Annotated in this window: 24 protein-coding genes, 1 pseudogene and 1 riboswitch; of the genes and pseudogenes, 18 read left to right on the top strand and 7 right to left on the bottom strand. The window is 74.2% G+C overall.

Annotation, left to right across the window (positions count from 1 at the left end):
• Positions 1-62: 62 nt before the first annotated feature.
• Together ACVMYR_RS27590 and ACVMYR_RS27585 are read right to left on the bottom strand one after the other, a co-directional pair.
• The gene (locus ACVMYR_RS27590) at positions 63-950 is read right to left on the bottom strand and encodes a septum formation family protein (RefSeq protein ID WP_077939429.1); all 888 of its coding nucleotides are present in this window, start codon (positions 948-950) and stop codon (positions 63-65) included.
• 87 nt (positions 951-1,037) lie between these two features.
• Positions 1,038-1,928 carry a septum formation family protein gene (locus ACVMYR_RS27585; RefSeq protein ID WP_077939421.1) on the bottom strand — a complete coding sequence of 297 codons (891 nt, stop codon included), beginning with the start codon at positions 1,926-1,928 and terminating at the stop codon, positions 1,038-1,040.
• Between the two features lie 257 nt (positions 1,929-2,185).
• On the opposite strand from ACVMYR_RS27585, the gene rpe reads away from it, so the two are divergent.
• The 7 genes from rpe (at position 2,186) to ribH (ending at position 8,412) form a co-directional block, all read left to right on the top strand.
• Complete coding sequence (rpe, locus tag ACVMYR_RS27580; protein ID WP_043967995.1) at positions 2,186-2,866, top strand: ribulose-phosphate 3-epimerase; 681 nt, start codon at positions 2,186-2,188, stop codon at positions 2,864-2,866.
• Between the two features lies 1 nt (position 2,867).
• Entirely contained in the window at positions 2,868-3,824 is a 957-nt protein-coding gene (locus tag ACVMYR_RS27575; RefSeq protein WP_077939422.1) for a GGDEF domain-containing response regulator, read from the top strand.
• 80 nt (positions 3,825-3,904) lie between these two features.
• Positions 3,905-4,077: riboswitch (FMN riboswitch) on the top strand.
• A gap of 150 nt (positions 4,078-4,227) precedes the next feature.
• Positions 4,228-5,289: a bifunctional diaminohydroxyphosphoribosylaminopyrimidine deaminase/5-amino-6-(5-phosphoribosylamino)uracil reductase RibD gene (gene ribD / locus ACVMYR_RS27570; RefSeq protein WP_396792302.1), complete on the top strand. Its 1,062-nt coding sequence runs from the start codon at positions 4,228-4,230 to the stop codon at positions 5,287-5,289.
• Between the two features lies 1 nt (position 5,290).
• On the top strand, positions 5,291-5,947 hold the full coding sequence (locus ACVMYR_RS27565; RefSeq protein ID WP_457123143.1) for a riboflavin synthase: 657 nt from the start codon (positions 5,291-5,293) through the stop codon (positions 5,945-5,947).
• A complete protein-coding gene (pnuC, locus tag ACVMYR_RS27560; protein ID WP_457123142.1) occupies positions 5,944-6,645 on the top strand; it encodes a nicotinamide riboside transporter PnuC in 702 nt (233 codons plus the stop codon). Before ACVMYR_RS27565 ends, pnuC begins: the two co-directional genes overlap by 4 nt.
• The gene (locus ACVMYR_RS27555; RefSeq protein WP_457123141.1) at positions 6,642-7,907 is read left to right on the top strand and encodes a bifunctional 3,4-dihydroxy-2-butanone-4-phosphate synthase/GTP cyclohydrolase II; all 1,266 of its coding nucleotides are present in this window, start codon (positions 6,642-6,644) and stop codon (positions 7,905-7,907) included. The genes pnuC and ACVMYR_RS27555 overlap by 4 nt, the downstream gene beginning before the upstream one ends.
• Before the next feature lie 4 nt (positions 7,908-7,911).
• On the top strand, positions 7,912-8,412 hold the full coding sequence (gene ribH, locus ACVMYR_RS27550; RefSeq protein WP_074478643.1) for a 6,7-dimethyl-8-ribityllumazine synthase: 501 nt from the start codon (positions 7,912-7,914) through the stop codon (positions 8,410-8,412).
• A 270-nt stretch (positions 8,413-8,682) separates the two neighbouring features.
• Here ribH and ACVMYR_RS27545 read toward each other — a convergent pair.
• Together ACVMYR_RS27545 and ACVMYR_RS27540 are read right to left on the bottom strand one after the other, a co-directional pair.
• Positions 8,683-8,895, bottom strand: a pseudogene (locus ACVMYR_RS27545) (helix-turn-helix domain-containing protein); the annotation flags it as partial.
• A complete protein-coding gene (locus ACVMYR_RS27540) occupies positions 8,885-9,052 on the bottom strand; it encodes a hypothetical protein (RefSeq protein ID WP_457123140.1) in 168 nt (55 codons plus the stop codon). The pseudogene ACVMYR_RS27545 and the gene ACVMYR_RS27540, both read right to left, overlap by 11 nt.
• A gap of 143 nt (positions 9,053-9,195) precedes the next feature.
• Between ACVMYR_RS27540 and ACVMYR_RS27535 the strand changes: the two genes are divergently transcribed.
• A complete protein-coding gene (locus tag ACVMYR_RS27535) occupies positions 9,196-9,945 on the top strand; it encodes a helix-turn-helix domain-containing protein (RefSeq protein WP_396792307.1) in 750 nt (249 codons plus the stop codon).
• 290 nt (positions 9,946-10,235) lie between these two features.
• Here ACVMYR_RS27535 and ACVMYR_RS27530 read toward each other — a convergent pair whose 3' ends face one another.
• From ACVMYR_RS27530 to ACVMYR_RS27520, 3 genes are read right to left on the bottom strand one after another with little or no spacing between them, the layout of a single operon-like run.
• On the bottom strand, positions 10,236-10,979 hold the full coding sequence (locus ACVMYR_RS27530; protein ID WP_077936858.1) for an amino acid ABC transporter ATP-binding protein: 744 nt from the start codon (positions 10,977-10,979) through the stop codon (positions 10,236-10,238).
• A gap of 5 nt (positions 10,980-10,984) precedes the next feature.
• Entirely contained in the window at positions 10,985-11,827 is an 843-nt protein-coding gene (locus tag ACVMYR_RS27525; RefSeq protein ID WP_457123139.1) for an amino acid ABC transporter permease, read from the bottom strand.
• A complete protein-coding gene (locus ACVMYR_RS27520) occupies positions 11,824-12,696 on the bottom strand; it encodes an ABC transporter substrate-binding protein (protein ID WP_457123138.1) in 873 nt (290 codons plus the stop codon). The genes ACVMYR_RS27525 and ACVMYR_RS27520 overlap by 4 nt, the downstream gene beginning before the upstream one ends.
• A gap of 131 nt (positions 12,697-12,827) precedes the next feature.
• On the opposite strand from ACVMYR_RS27520, the gene ACVMYR_RS27515 reads away from it, so the two are divergent.
• The 10 genes from ACVMYR_RS27515 to pheT all read left to right on the top strand — a co-directional run bounded on the left by ACVMYR_RS27515 (position 12,828) and on the right by pheT (position 21,832).
• Entirely contained in the window at positions 12,828-13,091 is a 264-nt protein-coding gene (locus ACVMYR_RS27515) for a phosphoribosyl-ATP diphosphatase (protein WP_036375234.1), read from the top strand.
• A 47-nt stretch (positions 13,092-13,138) separates the two neighbouring features.
• Positions 13,139-13,984: an ATP phosphoribosyltransferase gene (gene hisG, locus ACVMYR_RS27510; RefSeq protein ID WP_363632986.1), complete on the top strand. Its 846-nt coding sequence runs from the start codon at positions 13,139-13,141 to the stop codon at positions 13,982-13,984.
• On the top strand, positions 13,981-14,958 hold the full coding sequence (locus ACVMYR_RS27505) for a DMT family transporter (RefSeq protein WP_457123137.1): 978 nt from the start codon (positions 13,981-13,983) through the stop codon (positions 14,956-14,958). Before hisG ends, ACVMYR_RS27505 begins: the two co-directional genes overlap by 4 nt.
• Positions 14,955-15,428 (top strand): PH domain-containing protein, encoded by a 474-nt coding sequence (locus tag ACVMYR_RS27500; protein WP_077936862.1) that lies wholly within the window; start codon positions 14,955-14,957, stop codon positions 15,426-15,428. Before ACVMYR_RS27505 ends, ACVMYR_RS27500 begins: the two co-directional genes overlap by 4 nt.
• Before the next feature lie 343 nt (positions 15,429-15,771).
• Complete coding sequence (gene infC / locus ACVMYR_RS27495; RefSeq protein ID WP_077936863.1) at positions 15,772-16,419, top strand: translation initiation factor IF-3; 648 nt, start codon at positions 15,772-15,774, stop codon at positions 16,417-16,419.
• Between the two features lie 19 nt (positions 16,420-16,438).
• A complete protein-coding gene (gene rpmI, locus ACVMYR_RS27490) occupies positions 16,439-16,633 on the top strand; it encodes a 50S ribosomal protein L35 (RefSeq protein WP_043968020.1) in 195 nt (64 codons plus the stop codon).
• A 32-nt stretch (positions 16,634-16,665) separates the two neighbouring features.
• Positions 16,666-17,058 (top strand): 50S ribosomal protein L20, encoded by a 393-nt coding sequence (gene rplT, locus ACVMYR_RS27485; protein ID WP_007075852.1) that lies wholly within the window; start codon positions 16,666-16,668, stop codon positions 17,056-17,058.
• Between the two features lie 83 nt (positions 17,059-17,141).
• A complete protein-coding gene (locus tag ACVMYR_RS27480) occupies positions 17,142-17,948 on the top strand; it encodes a TrmH family RNA methyltransferase (RefSeq protein WP_077936878.1) in 807 nt (268 codons plus the stop codon).
• Positions 17,949-18,161: 213 nt separating this feature from the next.
• Positions 18,162-19,241: a phenylalanine--tRNA ligase subunit alpha gene (gene pheS / locus ACVMYR_RS27475; RefSeq protein WP_457123136.1), complete on the top strand. Its 1,080-nt coding sequence runs from the start codon at positions 18,162-18,164 to the stop codon at positions 19,239-19,241.
• A 41-nt stretch (positions 19,242-19,282) separates the two neighbouring features.
• Positions 19,283-21,832: a phenylalanine--tRNA ligase subunit beta gene (pheT, locus tag ACVMYR_RS27470; protein ID WP_457123135.1), complete on the top strand. Its 2,550-nt coding sequence runs from the start codon at positions 19,283-19,285 to the stop codon at positions 21,830-21,832.
• Positions 21,833-21,841: the final 9 nt, after the last annotated feature.

Raw genomic sequence — 21,841 nt, 5'->3', positions numbered from 1 at the left:
CGAAACCGCGGTGGGGCGGCCCTTCCGGGCCGCCCCACCGCGTCAGCCGTCCGCCGGGTGGGTCACTGCACCGGCAGGCCCTTGGTGCCGACGCCCTTCACCGAGCGGGTGAGGTCGCGGTCGACCCAGAGGAAGCACTGCACGCCCCGGTTGCCGTCCTTCCACTCCTGCTCGAAGGGGTGGTAGAAGATGGTGCCCGCCCGATACTCCAGGTCACCGTTGTTCGGCACCTTCGCGTACGAGGCGATCAGCGTCCGGCAGCCCTTGTGGATGCGCATCCGGTTCTTGTCGACCTGGGCGAAGGAGATGTCGGGGGCCTGGTAGACGCCGACGAACTCGACGCGGTGCTTCCTGGTGCAGGCGACGGGGGTCATCTCCTGCACGTCGTCCTTCTTGATCTTCGGGTTGAAGCAGCGGTGGGCCAGCGCCGAGGCGCCCTTCAACGCGCCGGCGAGGCTGCCGGTGCGGGGCACGGCGCTGGGGTCGTCGACGCTCTCCACCTCGCTCACGTCGCAGCGGAACCAGCGGGCCCCGCCCGACCAGGCCTGCCGGGACGGGAAGACCGGGGACAGGAACAGCCGCCCCGCGCGCCAGTCGGCCCCGAGGGCCTTGTTGACCTCCCGGTCGCACTCGGCGCGGACGGCCTTCATCCCGGCCGAGCCGGCGGCCGGTGGCGCGCTCAGCTCGGCGGCGGCGCCGGTCAGCGTGCCGACGTGCAGGGTCTCCACCCGGTGCGACGTCGCGCAGTCCACCGGGTTGTAGCCGCTGAGGTAGCCGACGTCGGCGAAGACGGTGTGGCATGTTCCGGCGGCGGGCACGAACTGCGTCGGCGCCGCCATCGTCCGCCAGTCGTCGGCGAGGTCACCGTCCAGCCCGGCCGGCGTGCCGCAGCCGGCCAGCGCAAGCGCCGCCCCCGCCGACACGGCGACCGCCGTCCACCATCGCCGCATCAGTCCGACCTCCCCGTCGCCGGTGGTCGCGGACACCGGCCTCCGTCGCCGGGCGCGCCACGGAGCGGCACTTTACGCCACCGGCGCTCAGCTCGCGGGTAGTCCCTTCGGCCCAGCGCCGCGCATCGACCGGGTGAGCTTGCGGTCGTCGCTCCACAGGAAACACCGCACCCCGCGGTCGCCCTCGTCCCACTCCCGCTGCGACGGGGGATAGAAGATCGACCCCGCCCGGTACGGCAACTCGCTGTTGTTGGGCACCTTGGCGAACTCGGCGATCAGCCCCATGCAGCGGCGGTGCACCTTCTGGTTGGACCGGATGAACTCGGCCCAGGTCATGTCGCGTTCGGTGTAGACCCCGACGAACTCGGCGCGGTGCGGCTCGGTGCACAGCACGGGCGCCATGTAGTTCAGGTTCGCCCCGATCAGCTTCGGGTCGAAGCAGCGGTGGGTCAGCGGCGAGTCGCCGACCATCGCGCCGCGCAGGCTGCCGACGCGGTTGACCGGCCGGGTGTTGTCGATGCTGTCGGTCTCGCTGAGGTCGCAGCGGTACCAGCGGGCCCCGCTCGCCCAGGCCGACGTCGACGGCAGGGCGATGGTGAGGCTCAGCCGGGCCGAGTGCCAGTCGCCGCCGAGCACCTCCCGGGCCCGCTGGTCGCACTCGGCGCGGGCGACACGCAGGACGGGCGTGCCCGCCTCGGGGCGCGGGCCCGCGTCGATGGCCGGGTCGGTGAAGATGCCGACGTGGATCGTCTCGGCCAGGTGGCTGCGGGCGCAGTCCACCGTCTCGTACGTGCCGGCCTGCACGACCGCCGTGATCCGGGGCAGGCACGCGTCGGTGGCCGGGATGAACATCTTCGGTTCCCGCAGCGTCGGCCAGTCGTCGGTGAGGTCGCCGTCTGCCCCGTGCGGGCGGGCGCAGCCGCCCAGCAGCATCACCACCGTGCCGGCCAGCGCCAGCGCCACAAGCCACCGTCGCATCGTCCGCCCTTTCCGGGAGCTGACGGTCGGGCGCCACGGCCCGTGGGGCGTTTCCGCCACCGGGCGTGCAGCTTACGTGACCGTCCTGCATGGAGTCTTGCCGCGTTTCCCTCGATCGGCCAGTCGCGGCTGACTTTTCGTCCGGGATTCCCATCCGGACCGGTTTATCTTGCACCACCGGTCACGGCTGGGTCACAGCGCGTCCGGGAAGGTGCCGCGATGCGGGCGGCTGATGGCCGCATTCGTACACTGACCTCGTGACCGTACCGCCGCCGATCATCGCGCCCAGCATCCTCGCCGCCGACTTCGCCCGCCTCGCCGAGGAGGTCCGCGCCGTCGAGGGCGCCGCGGACTGGTTGCACGTGGACGTCATGGACAACCACTTCGTGCCGAACCTGACCATCGGGCTGCCCGTCGTGCAGAGCCTGCGCGCCGCGACCGAGCTGCCGTTCGACGTACACCTGATGATCACCGACCCGCGCCGGTGGGCCCCCGGGTACGCCGACGCCGGGGCGCACAACGTCACCTTCCACGCCGAGGCGTGCGACAACCCGGTGTCACTGGCCAAGGACCTGCGGGCGGCCGGGGCGAAGGCCGGGCTGGCGATCGACCGGGACACCCCGATCGAGCCCTACCTGGAGCTGCTGCCCAGCTTCGACACGCTGCTGATCATGACGATCAAGGCCGGCTTCGGCGGGCAGCGGTTCATCCCCGAGCTGCTCGACAAGGTGCGCGCCGCCCGCCGGCACGTCGACGCCGGCCACCTGGAGCTGCGCATCGAGGTCGACGGCGGGATCGCCGCCGACACCATCGAGCAGGCGGCCGCCGCGGGCGCGGACGCGTTCGTGGCCGGCACCGCCGTCTACGGCGCCGAGGACCCCGCCGAGGCGGTCCGCCGCCTGCGGGGCCTGGCGGAGCGCGCGACCGCCGGGGCCTGAGGTGGACCCGGCCGACGAGCGACCCGACCTCATCCTCGTCGTCGACGACGACGCCGACATCGCCCGGTTCGTCGAGTTCAACCTGCGGCTGCACGGCTTCGAGGTGATCCACGCCGGCGACGGCCAGGAGGCCCTCGAGATGATCGAGCGGCAGCGGCCCGACCTGGCGGTCGTCGACCTGATGATGCCGCGCGTCGACGGGCTGGAGCTGACCCGGCGGCTGCGCGCCAACCCGATGACCTCAGCCCTGCCGGTGATCATGCTGACGGCCAAGGGGATGACCGTGGACAAGGTCCACGGGCTCAGCGCCGGCGCGGACGACTACCTGGTCAAGCCCTTCGACACCGCCGAGCTGGTCGCCCGGGTCAGCTCCACGCTGCGCCGCAACAAGGAGTTCCGGGAGGTCTCCCCGCTGACCGGCCTGCCCGGCAACTCCCGCATCCGGCGGGAGATCAGCGACCGGGTCCGCAGCGGCGTCGACTACGCCGTCGGCTACGTCGACATCGACCGGTTCAAGAGCGTCAACGACCGGTACGGCTTCGTCCGGGGCGACGAGTTCATCTCCGCCCTGGCCCGCAGCCTGCACCGGGCGGTCGTGGCGATCGGGCTGCCGCCGGCTTTCCTCGGCCACGTCGGCGGCGACGACTTCGTCATCGTCTGCGCCCCCGACCAGGTGCGCCCGCTCACCTCCCGGGCCGTGGTCGACTTCGAGACCGCCGCCGACAAGCTCTACGACCCCTCCGACGCCGCGCGCGGCTACGTCGAGCTGAAGGACCGGCGGGGCAACATCCGGCGGGCCGCCCTGGTCACCCTGTCGATCGGGGTGTCCGTCTCCGACGCCGGCAAGCGCCTGACCAACCCGCTGGACGCGATTGCGGTCGCCTCGGAGATGAAATCCGTGGCCAAGAGCCAACCCGGCTCGTACGTGGCGGTCGACCGGCGACGCAGCCTTTCTTGAATCTTGCCCACCTGTGTGAGGTAGCTCCCCGAGGGCAGACGCGCGGCGGGTGCCGTGCCACACTTCTCGCAGTACCCACCACGCGCTGGCGGGACTCGGTGTAATTCCGAACCGGCGGTGATCCACGGCTGCGGCCGTGGTAAGCCCGCGACCCGGACGGCCCTGCCGCCCGGTGGACCTGGTGAGACTCCGGGGCCGACGGTTGGGGGCGGGCCAACCCACCCCCAGACAGTCCGGATGGGAGACAGCGCGCGGGACGGGGCGGGCCCTGTGCCGACGGCTGTCCTCGGCCGCCGCGTGGGCTCCCCGGGGTCGGCTCTGCCGTCCCCGGACCGCCGCCGCCTGCCCGCGGCCTCCCGTGTTCGCCCGCGCGGACCGGCGAGTGAGAGGGCAGGACAGGGCGATGGCCAGCGTCTCCGTGGACGACGCGATGCGTCGGGCGATCGCGCTCGCGGCCCGTGGCCTCGGCACCACCAGCCCCAACCCCGTGGTCGGCTGCGTGCTGCTCGACCCGGACGGCGAGGTCGTCGGTGAGGGATTCCACGCGTACGCGGGCGGACCGCACGCCGAGATCGTCGCGCTCGCCCAGGCCGGCCGGCGGGCCCGGGGAGGCACCGCCGTCGTCACCCTGGAGCCCTGCGACCACACCGGCCGCACCGGCCCCTGCAGCCACGCCCTCCTCGCCGCCGGCGTCGCCCGGGTGGTGATCGCCGTGCCCGACCCGAACCCGGTCGCCTCCGGCGGCGCCGCCACCCTGCGGGCCGGCGGCGTCGACGTCGAGCTGGGGGTGCGCGCCGCCGAGGCCGAGGCCGGCAACGTCGCCTGGCTGACCTCGATGCGCCGGGGCTGGCCGTACGTCGTCTGGAAGTACGCCGCCACCCTCGACGGGCGCTCCGCCGCCGCCGACGGCACCAGCATGTGGATCACCTCCGAGGCCGCCCGGACCGACGTGCACGCCCTGCGCGGCACCGTCGACGCGGTCATCGCCGGGGTCGGCACCGTGCTCGCCGACGACCCCCGGCTCACCGCCCGCAACCTGCGCGACGGCACCCTGGCCATCCGGCAGCCGCTGCGGGTGGTCGTGGACACGTTCGGGCGTACCCCCGCCGACGCCCGGGTCCGCGACGGCGCCGCCCGGACGTGGGTCGCCACCGCCGCCGAGGTCGGCACCGGCCCGGACGGCCGGGTCGACCTGCCGGCGCTGCTCGCGGAGCTGCACCACCGGGGGGTCCGGGCCGCGCTGCTGGAGGGCGGCCCGAAGCTGGCCGGCGCGTTCCTCGCCGCCGGCCTGGTCGACCGGGTTGTCGGCTACGTCGCGCCGAAGCTGCTCGGCGCCGGGCCGACCGCGCTGGCCGACGCCGGCGTGGCCACCATCGCCGACGCCATCGACCTGGAGATCACCGACGTTACGCAGGTCGGTCCGGACCTGCGCATCACCGCGCTGCCCCGGAAGAGGGAGGGCTGACATGTTCACCGGCATCGTCGAAGAGCTGGGCGAGGTCGTCCGGACGGCCGAGACCGGGGGCGACTCCGCGCTGGTCGCCATCCGGGGGCCGCTGGTCACCAGCGACGCCCGGCACGGCGACTCCATCGCCGTCAACGGGGTCTGCCTCACCGTGGTCGACGTCGACGGCGACGTCTTCACCGCCGACGTGATGGGCGAGACGCTGCGCCGCTCCGCCCTCGGCGCGCTGCGCCCCGGCGCGCCGGTCAACCTGGAGCGCGCCGCCGCGCTGGGCAGCCGCCTCGGCGGGCACCTCGTGCAGGGCCACGTCGACGGCGTCGGCGCGGTGCTGTCCCGCCAGCCGGCGCAGCAGTGGGAGACGGTCCGCTTCCGGCTCCCCGCCGCCCTGTCCCGGTACGTGGTGGAGAAGGGCTCGATCACCGTCGACGGGGTGTCGCTGACCGTGGCCGACGTCGGGCCCGACTGGTTCAGCGTCGGGCTGATCCCCACCACCCTCAAGCTGACCACCCTCGGCGAGCGCGCGGTCGGCGACGCGGTCAACCTGGAGGTCGACGTGCTCGCCAAGTACGTCGAGCGGCTCCTCGGCGACCGGCTGCCCGGTGAAAGCGACCTGCCGCCCGGTGAAGGCGGGCACACTCCCGGCGGGGGCGGGCGGTGAGCGGCCCGCTCGGCTGGCTGCTGGAGGCCCAGGTGCACGTCGCCGGCTCGCCCGTGCTGGTCCGCGAGATCGTCGGCAACGCCTTCGGCCTCGCCTCCGCCCTGCTCGGGCTGCGCCGGCTGGTGTGGGCCTGGCCCGTCGGCATGGTCGGCAACGCGCTGCTGCTCACCGTCTTCCTCGGCGGGGCGTTCGCCACCCCGCAGGCCCACGACCTCTACGGCCAGGCCGGCCGGCAGGTGTTCTTCTTCGCCGTGAGCGTCTACGGCTGGTGGCGCTGGACGCGCAACCGCCGCTCGGGCCCCGGCGGCGACGACGCGGCGGTCGCCCCGCGCTGGGCCACCCGGCGGGAGCGCCTCGGCCTGCTGCTGGCCGCCGCGGCGGGCACCGCCGCCGCGTACCCCGTGCTGGCCGCGCTCGGCTCGTGGGGGCCGCTCCCCGACGCGTGGATCCTCACCGGCAGCCTGCTCGCCACCTACGGCATGGCCCGCGGCTGGGTCGAGTTCTGGCTGGTCTGGATCGCCGTGGACGCCGTCGGCGTGCCGCTGCTGCTGCGCGGCGGGTTCTACCCGTCGGCGGCCATGTACCTCGTCTACGGGGCGCTCTGCGTCTGGGGCTTCGTCTCCTGGTGGCGCACCTCCCGCGCCGCCCGCCCGGCCCCCGCCACCCTGTCACCCACCTACTCGGAGGTCGTGGCATGACCACCTTCGCCAGCATCGAGCAGGCCGTCGCGGACATCGCCGCCGGCCGGCCCGTCGTCGTGGTCGACGACGCCGACCGGGAGAACGAGGGAGACCTGATCTTCGCGGCCGAGCTGGCCACCCCGGAACTGGTCGCGTTCATGGTCCGCTACACCTCCGGCTACGTCTGCGTGCCGCTGACCGAGGACGAGTGCGACCGGCTGGACCTGCCGCCCATGCACCACACCAACCAGGACCGCCGGGGCACCGCGTACACGGTGACGGTGGACGCCCGGGAGGGCGTCGACACCGGCATCTCGGCGGCCGACCGGGCGCACACCATCCGGCTGCTCGCCGCCGCGTCCACCGACCCCACCGACCTGGCCCGGCCGGGGCACGTGGTGCCGCTGCGCGCCCGCTCCGGCGGGGTGCTGCGCCGCCCCGGGCACACCGAGGCGGCCGTCGACCTGACCCGGCTGGCCGGCCTGCGCCCGGCCGGCGTGCTCTGCGAGCTGGTCAACGACGACGGCACCATGATGCGCCTGCCGGACCTGGAGAAGTTCTGCGCCGAGCACGGCCTGACCCTGGTCACCATCGCCGACCTGATCACCTACCGGCGGCGCACCGAAAAGCAGGTCGAGCAGGTCGCGGCGGCCCGGATGCCGACCCCGCACGGCGTGTTCACGGCCTTCGGCTACCGCGCCGAGCACGACCCGGCCGAGCACGTCGCCCTGGTCATGGGCGACCTCGGCGACGGGCAGGACGTACTGGTGCGGGTGCACTCCGAGTGCCTCACCGGCGACACGTTCGGCTCGCTGCGCTGCGACTGCGGCCCGCAGTTGCAGGCCGCGCTGGCCCGCGTCGCCGCAGAGGGGCGCGGGGTGGTGCTCTACGTGCGCGGGCACGAGGGGCGGGGGATCGGCCTGCTGCACAAGCTGCGGGCGTACCAGCTGCAGGACCTCGGCCGCGACACCGTGGACGCGAACCTCGACCTGGGGCTGCCGGCCGACGCCCGCGACTACGGCACCGGCGCGCAGATCCTGCACGACCTGGGCGTGCGGTCGATGCGGCTGCTGACGAACAACCCGGCCAAGCGGGCCGGGCTGGAGGGGTACGGCCTGACCGTCACCGGCCGCGAGTCGCTGCCGATCCGGCCGCACCCGGAGAACGTGCGCTACCTGCGCACCAAGCGGGACCGCATGGGCCACCTGCTGGACGAGTTGGACGAGACGCCCGAGGCGCCGCTGGGCCGCCCGGTGGCGAACGACGAGATCGGAGCGTAGGGCGATGGCGGGTTTCGGTGAGCCGGGGGTGGCGGCGGTCGACGCCGCCGGGATGACGGTCGGCGTCGTCGCCGCCCGCTGGCACGGGGAGCTGACCGACCACATGCTCGACCGGGCGGTGGCCGCCGCGCAGGCGTGCGGGGCGCGGGCCGTGGTCGCCCGGGTCGCCGGCTCGGTGGAGCTGCCGGTGGTGGCGCAGGCGATGGCCCGCCGCTTCGACGTGGTCGTCGCCCTCGGCGTGGTGGTGCGCGGGGCCACCGCCCACTTCGACTACGTGTGCAAGTCGGTCACGGAGGGGCTGACCCGGGTCGCCCTCGACGAGGGCAAGCCGGTCGCGCACGGGGTGCTCACGGTGGACACGATCGAGCAGGCCCGGGACCGGGCCGGGCTGCCCGGCTCCGCCGAGGACAAGGGCTGGTCGGCGACGGTGGCGGCGCTGGACGCGGCGCTGGCGGTACGCGGCCTGGACGCGGCGGCGGCCCACCGGGTCGGCTTCGGCCACTGACCCGCCTCGGCCCGGCCCGCCCGCCCGGCTGGGCTGGGCGGGACGGGGCCTGGCTGGGCTGGGCTGGGCGGGCGTTGGGCGTCGGGCTGGGCGGGCGTTTGGGCGTCGCCATGTCGGCGACATCGCGGTATCCCGGGCCGGCTGATACCGCCATGTCGCCGACATGACGCGGGCGTCGGGCGGGGCGGGGCGGCCCGGCGGGTGGCCGGGGTCGTTTGAGCGGCTGGCGGCCCCGAGATGTGCCCGCTCGATCACGCCGGCGGGCTGGACGTCGCGACCGATCAGCACCGCCGCGTCGATCCGCAGGACCGTGGCGATCTCCTGGAGGGTCGACACCCGGTCCAGCGCGCGGACGCCCCGCTCGACCTTGTCCACCCAGCTCTTCGACTTCCCCAACCGGTCGGCGAACACCTGCTGAGACAGCCTTCGTCGCCCCCGCCAGTACGCCACCCGCCGCCCGACCGGCAGCCGATCACCGTCCACGCCGCCACCGCCGGTCCGGCACCGCCCGGGTCGTCTCCTCGACCGGTATCCGATCCGCCTCGGCCTGGGCGAGGATCCGCCGCCTCGCCGCCTCCCGCTCGGCGGCCTCCGCCTGTTCTCCTCGGCTCACTGGCGGCTCGTCGCCGTGACTGCGCATCGCCACCTCCGTCGGCGCGGCGGCAACATGCCGGCGCGCCACCAACGATGACGTCGCAAGGTCGCCGGACGCGACGGCACACGCCGCGACAATCCAGACACATGAGGGGCGACATTATGGCGACATGCCGCTATCGTGGCGTCATGACCACCCCGAACACCGCGCTCCGCGCCGTTCGCACCGGGATGCGCATGAGCCAGGACGACTTCGCCCGCGCGCTCCAGGCCGCCGGCCACCGCGTCGGCGAGCCCAACGACGCCAACAAGCGACTCGTGCAACGCTGGGAGTCCGGCGCGATCGCCGCACCGCGCCCCGTCTACGCCCGCGCGCTGGAGGTCGTCACCGGCCTGCCCATCTCGCTGCTCGGCTTTGCGGCGGTGCCGGGCGAACATGTCGCCCAGGACCAGCACGGCGGCCACGACCTGACCTCACCCATGTCCAGCCTGGCCACGCCGACGCCGAGGTCCAGCCCAGCCGCAGCCCACAGGTCGTACGAGGGTGTGTGGCTCAGCCGCTACCAGTACCACTCCAGCGGTCGCGGCGACTCCTTCGCCGGGCAGCACTTCGTCGTGGTCCTCCAGCACGGCGACCGGTTGACCGCGCGCAGCCTGCCCGGCTCGGCGGCATCGTCGCTCTCCCTGGACCTCACCGTGGACGGTGCCGTCGTCACCGGCACGTGGGTGGAGCAGACCGACCCGACGGGCTACTACCGGGGCGCCCGATACCACGGCGCGATCCAGTTGCTGGCCGAGCCCACGGGGCGTCGGATGGCCGGAAAGTGGGTCGGGTTCGGCAAGGACATGGACGTCAACACCGGCCCGTGGGAACTCGTCTTCCGCGATGCCTCGACGTCCAAGGCGACCCTCGATCGCTACAACACGTCCCCGGCGTAGCCGACGCTCTCGCACCGAATCAGCCGGCGATCGCCGCACAACGATCCTGGAATGGAAACGTGAACGTCGGTGACACTCCACCCATGCGGGAGTACGTGGGATTCGTCTGGCTAGCAGACAAGCCAGCCATTCGCCTGCGCCTCCTCGCCAGTTCTCCCGAGGACGCGAGGTCTCGCGTTGTCGCGGAGTACGGGGAGGGGCACGTCATGTCGCTCTGGAACGAGGAAGACGCGTCGAAGCCGCGATGAGAGGCGTGCCTACGGCCCGTGCGCTCGTGCCGTAGGACCCCGTCAGAGTCGTCCCGCTTCGATGATGCGGCGCAGGAACTGTCGGGTGCGGGGCTCGGTCGGGTCGCCGAGCACCCGTTCCGGCGGCCCCGACTCGACGACCCGCCCGCCGTCGAGGAAGCACACCTGGTCGGCGACCTCGCGGGCGAAGCCCATCTCGTGGGTGGCCAGCACCATCGTCATCCCGTCGGCCTTCAGCTCGCGGATCAGGGCCAGCACCTCGCCGACCAGCTCCGGGTCCAGCGCCGAGGTGACCTCGTCGAGCAGCATCAGCCGGGGCGAGTTGGCCAGCGCGCGTACGATCGCCACCCGCTGCTGCTGCCCGCCGGAGAGCCGGTCGGGGTAGGCGTTCGCCTTGGCCCCCAGCCCGACCCGGTCGAGCAGCTCCCGGGCCTGCGCCTCCGCCTCGGCTCGGGGCCGCCGGTGCACCCGCACCGGGGCGAGGGTGACGTTGTCCAGCACGCTCAGGTGCGGGAACAGGTTGTACGCCTGGAAGACCATCCCGATGCGCCGGCGCACCCGGTCGGGGTCGACCCGGGGGTCGGAGATGTCCTGGCCGTCCAGCTCGATGGTGCCGTCGTCCAGCTCTTCGAGGAGGTTGACGCAGCGCAGCAGCGTCGACTTGCCTGACCCGGACGCGCCGATGAGCGCCACCACCCGGTGCTCGTCGACGCTGAGGTCGAGCCCGTCGAGCACCACGTGACCGCCGAAGGTCTTGCGCAGCCCCCGGCACCGCAGCAGGCTCATCGTCGTCACCTTCCCTGCCGGCGGGCCGCGCGCAGCGTCACCCAGTCGGTGACGGCGATCAGCGGGATCGCGAGCAGCACGAACAGCGCCCCGGCCACGATGTACGGGGTGTAGTTGAACGTCTCGGCGGTGGCGATCTGCGCGGCGCGTACCGCGTCGATCGGCCCGGCGAGGGAGACCAGCCCGACGTCCTTCTGCAGCGCGACCACGTCGTTGAGCAGGGGCGGGGCCACCCGGCGGACGGCCTGCGGCAGCACCACGTGCCGCATCGTCTGCCGGTAGGTCAGCCCGAGCGACCGGGCCGCCGCGAGCTGGCTGGGGTGCACGGATTCGATGCCGGCCCGGAACACCTCGGCCAGGTAGCCGCCGTAGGTGAACACCAGCGCCAGCCCGCCGAGCACCAGCACCGGCGGCATGCCCTGCAACCGCAGGCCGGGCACGCCGAGGGTGAGCACGTACAGCACGATGATCAGGGGCAGGCCCCGGAACGTGTACGTGTAGCCCGCCGCGAGGGCCCGGACCGGGAAGAAGACCGGGCCCCGCAGCGTGCGCAGGATCGCCACGAGCAGACCGAGCAGCAGCGCGCCGGCCGCGCAGCAGACCAGCAGCCGCACGTTGAGCCAGAGCCCGGCGAGCACCTCGGGCAGCGCGTCCCGGGCGATCGCCGGGTCGGCGAAGGAGGCGTGGACCCGGTCCCAGCCGGGCGCGCCGGTGACCGCGACGACGAGCAGCGTGCCGAGCGCGGCCGTGGAGGCGGCGGCGACCAGCACGCTGGTGACGGTCTGCCGGCGGCGGTACGCCTGCCGCCGCCGCTGCGCCGCGGAGGGTTCGTGCGGTGCGAGGATCACTTCAGCTCGTACGCCCCCGCGACCTGGGTCAGCCACTTCTGCTCCAGCTTCTTGAGCGTGCCGTCGGCGGTGAGCTGGCCGACCGCGCCGCTGAGGCAGGGGGTGAGGGGCGAGTTGTGGTCCAGCAGCAGCCCGAACACCTCGGGCGTGCCGACCTGCGGCAGTTGCCCGACGACCGTCGCGTCGGTGATCTCCGCGCCGGTGATGTAGAAGGCGGTCGGCAGGTCCACCACGAGGCCGTCGATCTGCCCGTTCTGCAGCGCCTTCTTGGCGTCGTCGTTGCTGTTGTAGACCTGCGGCTTGGTCTTCGGCTTGATGACGTCGGTGATCGCCTGGTAGCTGGTGGTGCCGACCTGCGCGCCGAGCTTCGCGTCCCGCAGGTCGGCCAGCGTCGTCTTCCCGGCGATCTTCGCAGACTTCCGCGCGATCACGGCCTGCCGGACCAGGTAGTACGGCCCGGTGAAGTCGACGGCCTTCTTGCGCTCCTCGGTGATGGAGAACTGGTTGATGTCGAAGTCGAACTCCTTGGGGCCGGGGGCGACGGCGACGTCGAACTTCACCCGGGTCCAGGTGACGTCGGCGCGGGCGTACCCGAGCTTCTCGGCCACCGCGTAGGCCACCGCGGCCTCGAAGCCCTCGCCGGTCTCCGGCTTGTTGCCGACGAACCACGGCGCGTACGCCGGCTCGTCGGTGGCGATGGTGAGCTTGCCCGGGGTCCGGGTGGGCAGCTTGTCCTTCAGACAGTCCGGGCCGGCGGTGGCGGCGGGGGTGAGTGCGGTGACGGGGGTGGCGTCGTCCTGGGGCGCGCAGGCGGCCACCGCGACGAGGACGGTGCCGGCGGCGAGCGCGACGGTGCGGGAGCTGAGCATGGCGGACAGCGTAGAGCCATCGACGCCCGTCGCGCAGGTGCGTCCCGCCGCCGTGCTGTCGAATCCGGGCCGGTGGGACCGGCGGACCCGCCGCGCGCCGGGCCGGGCGGGTGCTGGAAGAATCGCACCCCGTGAAGACGTTCGAGGAGTTGTTCGCCGAGCTGCAGGCCAAGGCCGCTGCCGGCACCCCCGGCTCGGGCACGGTGGCCGCGCTGGAGAAGGGGGTGCACTTCATCGGCAAGAAGGTCGTCGAGGAGGCGGCCGAGTCGTGGATGGCGGCCGAGCACGAGGGCCCGGAGCGGGCGGCCGAGGAGATCTCCCAGCTGCTCTACCAGGCGCAGGTGCTGATGCTGGCCACCGGGCTGGAGCTGAAGGACGTCTACCGACATCTGTGAGTGCGCCGTCCGCTGATCATCTCCACCGATCGAGGGAGCACTCCGTCATGCTGCGTGTCGCCGTACCCAACAAGGGCGCCCTGGCCGAGAAGGCCGCCCAGATGCTGCGCGAGGCGGGCTACCGCCAGCGCACCGACCCCAAGGACCTGGTCTGCCCGGACGAGGCCAACGACATCGAGTTCTTCTACCTGCGGCCGAAGGACATCGCGACCTACGTCGGCTCGGGTGACCTCGACGTCGGCATCACCGGCCGGGACCTGCTGATCGATTCCGGCGCGCCCGCCGAGGAGGTGGTCGACCTGGCGTTCGGCCGGGCCACCTTCCGGTTCGCCGCCCGGCCGCAGGACGTCGCGGGCGTCCAGGAGCTGGGCGGGCACCGGATCGCCACCGCGTACCCGGGGCTGGTCGAGCGGTACCTCGCGGAACTCGGCGTCAAGGCCGAGGTGATCCGGCTCGACGGCGCGGTGGAGAACGCCATCCGGCTCGGCGTCGCCGACGTCGTCGCCGACGTGGTGGAGACCGGCGCCACGCTGCGCCAGGCCGGGCTGGTCGTCTTCGGTGACCCGCTGCTGCGTTCCTCGGCGGTGCTGGTGCGCCGGGTCGACGCCCCCGAGCACCCGCAGGCCGCGCAGCTGCTGCGCCGGCTGCACGGGGTGCTGGTCGCCCGCCGCTACGTGATGCTCGCCTACGACGTGCCGGCCGGGCTGCTGGACCGGGCCAGCTCGCTGACCCCCGGCATCGAGTCGCCGACCGTCTCGCCCCTGCACCGCGAGGGCTGGGTGGCGGTGCAGGCGATGGTGCAGCGCGACGACGTGCACCGGATCATGGACGAGTTGTACGAGCTGGGCGCCCGCGCCATCCTGGTCACCAACATCCACGCCTGTCGGTTGTGAGGCCGCTGCCGCCGGCCGCCGCCCTCGCGACCGTGGTGCTGGGCGGGGCGGCGTCGGCGGCCCAGGCGGCGGGTAACGCGGTGCTGGGGGAGCGGGCCGGCGACCCGGTCCTCGGCGCGCTGGCGAACAACCTCGGCGGTTGCCTGGTGGTCCTCGTCGGCCTGTCGGGCCTGCCGTCGACCCGGGCCGGGCTGGACGCGCTGCGCCGGGCCCGGCTGCCGTGGTGGTCGTACCTGGGCGGGCTCGGCGGGGCGGCGATCGTCACCGTCGCCACGTACGTCGTCCCGGTGCTCGGGATCGCGGTCTTCACCATCGCCCAGGTGGCCGGGGGCAGCCTCGGCGGGCTCGCGGCGGACCGGGCGGGCCTGGCCCCGCTGGGCCGGCTGCGGCTGACCGGGCCCCGGGTGGCCGGTGCGCTGCTCGGCGTCCTCGCCGTGGCCCTGGCCCAGCTCGGCCGGCCGGTCGGCGGGGTCGCGGTCGGCGGGGTGCTGATCGCCGTCGCGGGCGGGGCGGCGGTGGCCGTGCAGTCGGCCCTCAACGGGCGGGTGTCGGCGGCGGGCACCACCACCGCCGCGATCGCGGTCAACTTCGCCGTCGGCACCCCCGTCGTCGTGCTGGTGGCCGCGTTCGTCGGGGCCTTCTCCGGCCCGGCGCCGACCTGGCCGCACGAGTGGTTCCTCTATCTCGGCGGCCTGTACGGCGTCGGCATCGTCCTCGCCCTGATGCTCGGCGTGCGCGCCGTGGGGGTGCTGCGCACCGGGCTGGCCCTGGTCGCCGGGCAGCTCGGCGGCGCACTGCTGCTGGACGTGCTGCTGCCCGGTGGTGCCGGGCTGCGCTGGCCGGTGCTGGTCGGCGCGCTGCTGACCCTGCTGGCGGTGGTCGTCGCCGGCCGTGGCCCCGGCTTGCGGCGGGTCGGCGACACGGTGGGACCGCGCACCGGCCCCGCGCCGGTGGGTGGCAGACTGGGCGGGTGAGCGAAACCGCACCGGTGACCCTGCGTCCCCGCCGGATCCGGCTGGTCTGCTGGGCGTCGGCCGCCGCGCTGCTGGTCGTGTTCAGCCTGGTGGCCACGTCGCTGGCCGGCCCCACCGGCAACGGCTACGGCACCTTCCAGCGTGGCGACCAGCTCGCCATGGTCGGCCTGGGCGTCCTCGGGGCGCTCGGCATCCTGCTGTTCACCCGGCCCCGCGTCGAGGCCGACGCGCTGGGCGTGCGGGTGCGCAACGTGCTCGGCTCGTACGAGCTGCCCTGGGAGGTCGTGCGGGGGGTGCGCTTCGACCGGGGCGCGCCGTGGGCGAGCCTGGAGCTGCACGACGACGACCTGGTGCCGATGGTGGCGCTCCAGGCGGCCGACAAGGAGCTGGCGGTGGACGGCGTGCGCGCCCTGCGCCGGCTGCACCAGGCCCACCTCGCGGCGCTGGCCGAGGGCGCGGCCGGGCGCTGACCCGCCGCGCCGGGTCCGGCGCCCGGTTTGGGGGCCGGCCCGGTGACGGTGTAGTGTTGCTGAGTCGACCAGACTGCCCCCGTGTCCCACGTGTGGGTGGTCCTGAAGCGGAGCGCCCTGCTCCCACCCGAGTCGCCCCAGTTGGTGGCCGGGTCCCGGTCACCGGTTCCGGGCATGTCCCGGTTTCGGATGCGCGATCCTGTGATCGTGCCGACCGGTCGAGCGGGCCCTGGCATGCGCCGGGGCCTTCTGCTTTCCGGGTCGGCCCCCGCCACGGGGGCCGCGGGAGTCGGCCACCGCAGAGCACTCGACTCGAGGAGGCCCCATCAGCGTCGAACCACGCGTGAACGAGCAGATCCGGGCACGTGAGGTCCGACTGGTCGGTCCCGAGGGTGAGCAGGTGGGCATCGTCCCGCTTGAGCGCGCCCTTCAGCTGGCCGCGGACGTCGACCTGGACCTGGTCGAGGTTGCGCCGATGGCGCGCCCGCCGGTGTGCAAGCTCATGGACTTCGGCAAGTTCAAGTACGAGAGCGCACTCAAGGCGCGCGAAGCGCGGCGTAACCAGCAGCAGACCGTCATCAAGGAAATGAAGCTCCGACCGAAGATCGACCCGCACGACTACGAGACCAAGAAGGGTCACGTGGTGCGGTTCCTCAAGGCCGGCGACAAGGTCAAGGTGACGATCATGTTCCGCGGTCGGGAGCAGAGCCGCCCGGAGCTGGGTTACCGGCTCCTGCGTCGCCTCGAGTCCGAGATCACGGAGCTGGGCTACGTGGAGGCCGCCCCGAAGCAGGACGGCCGAAACATGATCATGGTTCTCGCTCCGCACCGGGCCGTCAAGGCCTCCGCGGTCGCCGCCACGGCGTCCCGCGGCGCCGGCCGGGAGCGTCCCGCGGAGGAGTCCGCGGCGCCGGCGGTGGGCGAGACCCCGGCGGGCGAGACCGCAGCAGCCGGTGAGACCGGCACGACCGCCGACACCGGCGGTCAGTAACAGGGGAGAGACGTTCCACATGCCGAAGATGAAGAGCCACACGGGTATGGGCAAGCGGGTCAAGGTGACCGGCAAGGGCAAGATCGTCGCCGAGCAGGCCGGCAAGCGCCACCTGCTGGAGAAGAAGTCCTCCACCCGGACCCGTCGGCTGACCGGCACGGTCGAGCTGGCCAAGGCCGACACCAAGCGCATCAAGAAGCTGCTCGGCCGCTGACGCGCGCCACCTGAACCGAAGAAGGAGTTGAGATGGCACGCGTCAAGCGGGCTGTGAACGCCCAGAAGAAGCGTCGTACCCTGCTGGAGACCGCGAGCGGCTACCGCGGTCAGCGCTCCCGGCTCTACCGCAAGGCCAAGGAGCAGGTGCTGCACTCGATGCAGTACGCCTACCGGGACCGTCGCGACCGCAAGGGCGACTTCCGGCAGCTGTGGATCACCCGGATCAACGCGGGCGCCCGCGCCAACGGGATGACCTACAACCGGCTGATCCAGGGCCTGCGCCTGGCCGGCGTCGAGGTCGACCGCAAGATCCTCGCCGACCTGGCCGTCAACGACGCGGCGGCCTTCGCCGCGATCGTCGAGGTCGCCCGCGCCGCCGTGGCGGCCGAGGGCACCGGTGGCGCGGCGGCCCAGGCCGCCTGATCCGCCAGCACCCGACCGAGGCGCCCCCCGTGTCGTCCACGACGCGCGGCGGGCGCCTCGGTCGCGCTGTGGAGCCGCACACCATGCCCTTCACCCCGCGTACGCCCCGGGTCGTCGCCGCCCGCCGGCTGCACCGCCGCCGTGACCGCGACGCCACCGGCCGGTTCCTCGCCGAGGGCCCGCAGGCCGTCCGGGAGGCTTTGGCCCGCCCCGGCACGGTCGCCGAGCTGTTCGGCACCCCGGCCGCCCTCGACCGGCACGCCGACCTGGCCGCCCGCGCCGCCGCCGCCGACGTGCCGGTCTCCGACGTCACCGACGACGCCCTCGCCGCGCTCGCCGAGACCGTCGCCCCGCAGGGCCTCGTCGCCGTCTGCCGGCACCTCGACGTGCCGCTGTCCGAGGCCCTCGCCGCCGGCCCGCGCCTCGTGGCGGTGCTCGCCGAGATCCGCGACCCGGGCAACGCCGGCACGGTGCTGCGCACCGCCGACGCCGCCGGGGCCGGGGCGGTCGTCTTCGCCGGCGACGCCGTCGACCCGTACAACGGCAAGTGCGTGCGGGCCTCCGCCGGCAGCCTCTTCCACGTCGACGTGGTCCGGGCCGGCGACCCCCTCGCGGTCGTCGCCGCGTTGCGCGCCGCCGGGCTGGCGGTCCTCGCCACCACGGGGTACGGCGACCGCGACCTCGACGACCTCGCCGACGCCGGGGCCCTCGCGACGCCGACCGCCTGGCTGTTCGGCTCGGAGGCGCACGGGCTGCCCGACGGGCTGACCGCCGCCGCCGACGCCCGGGTCCGGGTGCCCCTGCACGGGCGCGCCGAGAGCCTCAACCTGGCTGCGGCCGCCGCCGTGTGCCTGTACGCTTCAGCCAGAGCACTGCGCCGCCGCCCCTGACGGGTGCGGCGCGGCCGTCCAGCAGGGAGTCGCCCGAGATGATGAACGCGCCACGGCGTTCGTTTAGCCAGCCCGCCGGTGTCGGCGGGCGGCGGGCCTGACCCTTCCCCTGCACGAACTCCCCACCGGCGGGCTGCGGCGAAGCCGCGCGTCCGTAGACTCGCCTCGCCGCCCGCGCAGGGCCGGCGCCGCCGTGAGGAGTGCCCGTACGCCATGACCTACCGCAACGATCCGTACGACCCGAAGCAGGTCGCCCTGCTCGACCCGGACGCCCTGGCCGGTGCCGTGGCCGACGCCGAGCAGGCGTTCGCCGCCGCCGCCGACCCGGACGCGCTGACCGCGCTGCGCCCCGCGCACCTCGGTGACCGGTCCCCGGTCGCCCTGGCCCGCCGGGAGATCGGCGCCCTGCCGCCGGCCGCGAAGGCCGACGCCGGCAAGCGGGTCAACGAGGCCCGCCGCGCGATCGAGTCCGCCTACGCCGCCCGCGCCGAGATCCTCGACCGCGAGCAGGCGCAGCGGGTGCTGGCCACCGAGCGGGTCGACGTCACCCTGCCCTACGACCGCCGCCCGCGCGGCGCCCGGCACCCGCTGAGCACCCTGATGGAGCAGATCAGCGACCTGTTCGTCGGGATGGGCTACGAGGTGGCCGAGGGGCCCGAGGTCGAGCTGGAGTGGACCAACTTCGACGCCCTCAACATCCCCGTCGACCACCCGGCGCGGGGTCTGATGGACACCTTCCACATCGCCCCGCCGGCCGGCGCGGACAGCTCCGGGCTGGTGCTGCGCACCCACACCTCCCCGGTGCAGGCGCGCACCATGCTGGCCCGCAAGCCGCCGATCTACGTCGTCGTGCCCGGCCGGGTCTACCGCACCGACGAGCTGGACGCCACCCACGCGCCCGTCTTCCACCAGGTCGAGGGCCTCGTGGTCGACAAGGGCATCACGATGGCCCACCTGCGCGGCACCCTCGACCACTTCGCCCGCGCCATGTTCGGCGAGGGCGCGAAGACCCGCTGGCGGCCGCACTACTTCCCGTTCACCGAGCCGTCGGCCGAGTTCGACGTGTGGTTCCCCGAGCACCGCGACGGGCCGCGCTGGGTCGAGTGGGGCGGCTGCGGCATGGTCAACCCCCGGGTGCTGCGCGCCTGCGGGATCGACCCGGAGGTCTACTCCGGATTCGCGTTCGGCATGGGCATCGACCGCACCGTGATGTTCCGCCACGGGGTCAGCGACATGCGGGACATGGCCGAGGGCGACGTGCGGTTCACCCGCGCGTTCGGGGCCGGGGCGTAGACGGTGCGGGCACGAGACAACGAGACGGTGGTCTGAGAGTCATGCGAGTTTCTGTCAGCTGGCTGCGGGAGTACCTCGACCTCCCCGCCGACCTGCCCGCCGCCGACCTGGAGCAGGCGCTGGTCGACCTCGGCATCGAGGTCGAGTCGATCGTGGACCTGCGGTCGACGGTCACCGGCGCGCTCGTCGTCGGCGAGGTCCTCGACATCGAGGAACTGACCGGCTTCAAGAAGCCGATCCGGTTCTGCCGGGTCGACGTGGGCGCCGCCAACGGCACCGGCGAGCCGCAGGAGATCGTCTGCGGGGCGCGCAACTTCGCCCCCGGCGACCGGGTCGTGGTGATCCTCCCCGGCGGCGTGCTGCCCGGCGGCTTCGCCATCGGCGCGCGCAAGACGTACGGGCGCAACTCCCACGGCATGATCTGCTCCGCCAAGGAGCTGGGCCTGGGCGACGACCACTCGGGCATCATCGTGCTGCCCGAGGACACCCCCGCCAAGCCCGGCGACGACGCCCGCCCGGTCGTCGGCCTCGACGACGTGGTCGTCGAGGTGGAGATCACCCCCGACCGGGGGTACGCGCTCAGCGTGCGGGGCATCGCCCGGGAGCTGGCCCACGCCCTCGGCGTGCCGTTCCGCGACCCGGGGCTGGCCCCGGCCCCCGGCGCGACGGCCGAGCCGGCGTACCCGGTGGAGGTCCGCGACACCGTCGGCTGCGACCGGTTCGCCGCCCGGATGGTGCGCGGCATCGACCCGACCGCGCAGACGCCCGGCTGGATGCGGCAGCGGCTCACCGTCGCCGGGGTGCGCAGCATCTCGCTGCCGGTCGACATCACCAACTACGTGATGCTCGAACTGGGCCAGCCGATGCACGCCTTCGACGCCGCCCGGATCACCGGCACCCTCGTGGTGCGCCGCGCCGCGGCGGGGGAGAAGGTCACCACCCTGGACGGGGTGGCCCGCACCCTCACCACCGAGGACATGGTCATCTGCGACGACACCGGCCCGGTCTCGCTCGCCGCCGTGATGGGCGGCGAGACCAGCGAGGTCGTCGCGTCCACCACCGACGTGCTCTTCGAGGCCGCCCACTGGGACCCGGTGATGGTGGGCCGCACCGCCCGCCGGCACAAGCTGTTCAGCGAGGCGGCGAAGCGCTGGGAGCGGGGCGTCGACCCCGCCCTGCCGCTGGTCGCCATCGAGCGGGCCGTCGGGCTGCTCACCGCCCACGCGGGCGGCACCGCCGGGGCCGAGATCCTCGACCTCGACCACGTCCGGCCGCGTACCCCGGTCAGCCTGCCGGTGGACCTGCCGAGCCGGCGGGTCGGCGTCGCCTACTCCCCGGAGCGGGTGGTCTCCCTGCTGGAGCAGGTCGGCTGCCACGTCACCCGGGGCGTCGACCGGCTCGGCGAGGACCCGGGCACGGCCGGCGTGCCGGCCGGCGGCGGCGCGGACGTGCTCACCGTCGTCCCGCCGAGCTGGCGTCCGGACCTCACCGACCCGGCCGACCTGGTCGAGGAGGTGGTCCGCCTCGACGGGTACGACCGGGTGCCGTCGGTGCTGCCCACCGCGCCCCCCGGGCGCGGCCTGACCTGGCAGCAGCGCCGCCGCCGGGCGGTGGCCCGCTCGCTGGCCGAACGCGGCTACGTGGAGGTGCTGGCCCACCCGTTCGTCGCCGGTTCGCTGGCCGACCTGCTCGGGTTGCCCGCCGACGACCCGCGCCGGGCGGCGGTGCGGGTGGCCAACCCGCTGTCGGAGGAGGAGCCGCTGCTGCGCACCACGCTGCTCGGCCCGCTGCTCGGCATCCTCAGGCGCAACCTCGGCCGGGGCCACCGCGACCTGGCCCTCTACGAGATCGGGGCGGTCTTCCACCCGCGCCCGGGCGTCGGCGCCCCGCCCGCCATGGGCGTGGACCGGCGGCCCACCGACGCCGAGTTCGCCGCCGCCGACGCGGTCGTGCCCGACCAGCCCCGGCACGTCGCCGTGGTGCTGACCGGGGACGTCGAGCCGGCCGGCTGGTGGGGCGCGGGTCGCCCGGCCGGCTGGGCGGACGCCGTCGAGGCCGGCCGGGCGGTGCTCGCCGCGGCCGACCTGCCCGCCGACCGGGTCGAGGTGCGCGCCGCCGAGCACGCCCCCTGGCACCCCGGCCGCTGCGCCGAGCTGCTCGTGGACGGGGTCGTGGTCGGGCACGCCGGTGAGCTGCACCCGGCGGTGCTGGCCGCGCTGGAGCTGCCGAAGCGCACCAGCGCCATGGAACTGGACCTCGACGCGCTCCCGGCCGCCCCGGTCGCCCCGGCCCCGACGATCTCCGGCTTCCCGCCGGCCCTGATCGACGTGGCCCTCGTGGTCGACGAGCGGGTGCCGGCGGCGCAGGTGCAGCAGGCCCTCGTCGAGGGCGCGGGCGAGCTGCTGGAGGGCGTGCGGCTGTTCGACGTCTACGCCTCCGAGCAGCTCGGGGCGGGGCGGCGGTCGCTGGCGTACAAGCTGACGTTCCGCGCCCCCGACCGCACCCTGACGGTCGAGGAGGCGGTGGCGGCCCGTGACGCGGCGGTGGCCCGCGCGGCCGAACGCTTCGGGGCCACCCTCCGCGGCGCCTGAGGTGCAAGC

It is taken from the genome of Micromonospora sp. PTRAS2, assembly GCF_054052245.1.
Note: the sequence above shows the minus strand (reverse complement) of the source record. Positions and strands in the feature narration are given on the sequence as shown.

Bases quoted from the DNA above. Each gene is read 5' to 3' on its own strand.
- rplT (WP_007075852.1), top strand. From the start codon at position 16,666: ATGGCACGCGTCAAGCGGGCTGTGAACGCCCAGAAGAAGCGTCGTACC.
- pheT (WP_457123135.1), top strand. From the start codon at position 19,283: ATGCGAGTTTCTGTCAGCTGGCTGCGGGAGTACCTCGACCTCCCCGCC.
- ACVMYR_RS27590 (WP_077939429.1), bottom strand. From the start codon at position 950: ATGCGGCGATGGTGGACGGCGGTCGCCGTGTCGGCGGGGGCGGCGCTT.
- ACVMYR_RS27555 (WP_457123141.1), top strand. From the start codon at position 6,642: ATGACCACCTTCGCCAGCATCGAGCAGGCCGTCGCGGACATCGCCGCC.
- pheS (WP_457123136.1), top strand. From the start codon at position 18,162: ATGACCTACCGCAACGATCCGTACGACCCGAAGCAGGTCGCCCTGCTC.
- ACVMYR_RS27585 (WP_077939421.1), bottom strand. From the start codon at position 1,928: ATGCGACGGTGGCTTGTGGCGCTGGCGCTGGCCGGCACGGTGGTGATG.
- ribD (WP_396792302.1), top strand. From the start codon at position 4,228: ATGGCCAGCGTCTCCGTGGACGACGCGATGCGTCGGGCGATCGCGCTC.
- hisG (WP_363632986.1), top strand. From the start codon at position 13,139: ATGCTGCGTGTCGCCGTACCCAACAAGGGCGCCCTGGCCGAGAAGGCC.
- ACVMYR_RS27540 (WP_457123140.1), bottom strand. From the start codon at position 9,052: ATGCGCAGTCACGGCGACGAGCCGCCAGTGAGCCGAGGAGAACAGGCG.
- rpmI (WP_043968020.1), top strand. From the start codon at position 16,439: ATGCCGAAGATGAAGAGCCACACGGGTATGGGCAAGCGGGTCAAGGTG.
- ACVMYR_RS27520 (WP_457123138.1), bottom strand. From the start codon at position 12,696: ATGCTCAGCTCCCGCACCGTCGCGCTCGCCGCCGGCACCGTCCTCGTC.
- ACVMYR_RS27535 (WP_396792307.1), top strand. From the start codon at position 9,196: ATGACCACCCCGAACACCGCGCTCCGCGCCGTTCGCACCGGGATGCGC.
- ribH (WP_074478643.1), top strand. From the start codon at position 7,912: ATGGCGGGTTTCGGTGAGCCGGGGGTGGCGGCGGTCGACGCCGCCGGG.
- ACVMYR_RS27530 (WP_077936858.1), bottom strand. From the start codon at position 10,979: ATGAGCCTGCTGCGGTGCCGGGGGCTGCGCAAGACCTTCGGCGGTCAC.
- ACVMYR_RS27565 (WP_457123143.1), top strand. From the start codon at position 5,291: ATGTTCACCGGCATCGTCGAAGAGCTGGGCGAGGTCGTCCGGACGGCC.
- ACVMYR_RS27480 (WP_077936878.1), top strand. From the start codon at position 17,142: ATGCCCTTCACCCCGCGTACGCCCCGGGTCGTCGCCGCCCGCCGGCTG.